The sequence below is a fragment of the Megasphaera sp. An286 genome (assembly GCF_002163455.1).
GTDB lineage: Bacteria > Bacillota > Negativicutes > Veillonellales > Megasphaeraceae > Megasphaera > Megasphaera stantonii.
This window is the reverse complement of record NZ_NFIY01000045.1, coordinates 1-1077: the sequence shown is the minus strand read 5'-3', so window position 1 is coordinate 1077 and position 1077 is coordinate 1. Positions and strand designations below refer to the sequence as shown.

The following is a 1077-nucleotide window of genomic DNA, read 5'->3' as shown; positions in this document are numbered from 1 at the left end:
GGCGAATTTACAATACAAGTGCAACACCTATAAAAAATGACACATAGGTTTCTGATATAATAATGCTACCAAACAAAATCTATATCTCGGAGGAAACCTATGTGCCACTATCATCATCTTACTCTATCTGAACGAGAAAATCTACTCTTTTTTCGCGCGCAGTCCTATTCTATCTCTCGAATTGCGGCGGCCCTCGGCCGAGATAAATCCACGATCTCACGGGAACTACGCAGAAATACAGTGAACGGCAAGTATCTGCCCATCACCGCACAACAACAGTATGCCCGCCGCCGTAAGGCATGCAAGCCTCACAAGCGGTTAGAGAATGCCGAGCTATTCGCATTGGTTAAAAATCTCTTCCTGGTGCATCATTGGTCCCCAGAAGAAATTGCCGGACGCTTGCAGCTGGAACATCAGAAGGCACTCCTTAGCTATGCAACGATTTACCGCGCCATATATGCCGGTATGTTTGATGAAACGTCGTCCTCCCATGGGTCCCGCGGTGCGGTCCGCCGCTTGCGGCATCATGGAAAATCCCGGCATACCCGGCAATATCAGGAACGACGGGGTTCTATTCCCATCTCTCACGATATTTCGGAACGGCCAGCAGGAGCCGCTAACCGCTCCCGGCGAGGACATTGGGAATGTGATACCATAGCAGGAAAGACAGGAAAAGCCTGTCTGGTTACGTTGGTAGATAGAAAGAGCCGGTATCTGGTAGGAGGCAAAGCAGCCAAAAAGACAGCACAAGCCGTCAATACGGTATTGCTTCAGGTACTGCAAGGGCAACCTGTAAAAAGCCTTACGCCGGACAGAGGAAAAGAGTTCGCCCATCATGCCGCTGTCACGGAGGCCTTGAACGGCGTGCCGTTTTATTTCCCGCGAGCCTGTGAAAAAATCTCTGTAAACATAGATCTTCTATGATACTTGGTAAGCTGAAAGCGAATTTGAGAACTTTCAGCTCATGATTTATATATAACAACACATGCTGAACATGTCAAGTACAGACAGGATTTTCGCCTGCTTTTGCCAGCTATGCGTTACTCTGGGAGTCGGCCTTCGTACATTATGCTCAGT

General features: G+C 48.5%; 1 protein-coding gene. It reads left to right on the top strand.

The window, feature by feature from the left end; genetic code table 11:
• The first annotated feature begins 99 nt into the window (after positions 1 to 99).
• Positions 100 to 924: an IS30 family transposase gene (locus B5F80_RS11095; RefSeq protein WP_087478881.1), complete on the top strand. Its 825-nt coding sequence runs from the start codon at positions 100 to 102 to the stop codon at positions 922 to 924.
• Positions 925 to 1077 lie beyond the last annotated feature (153 nt).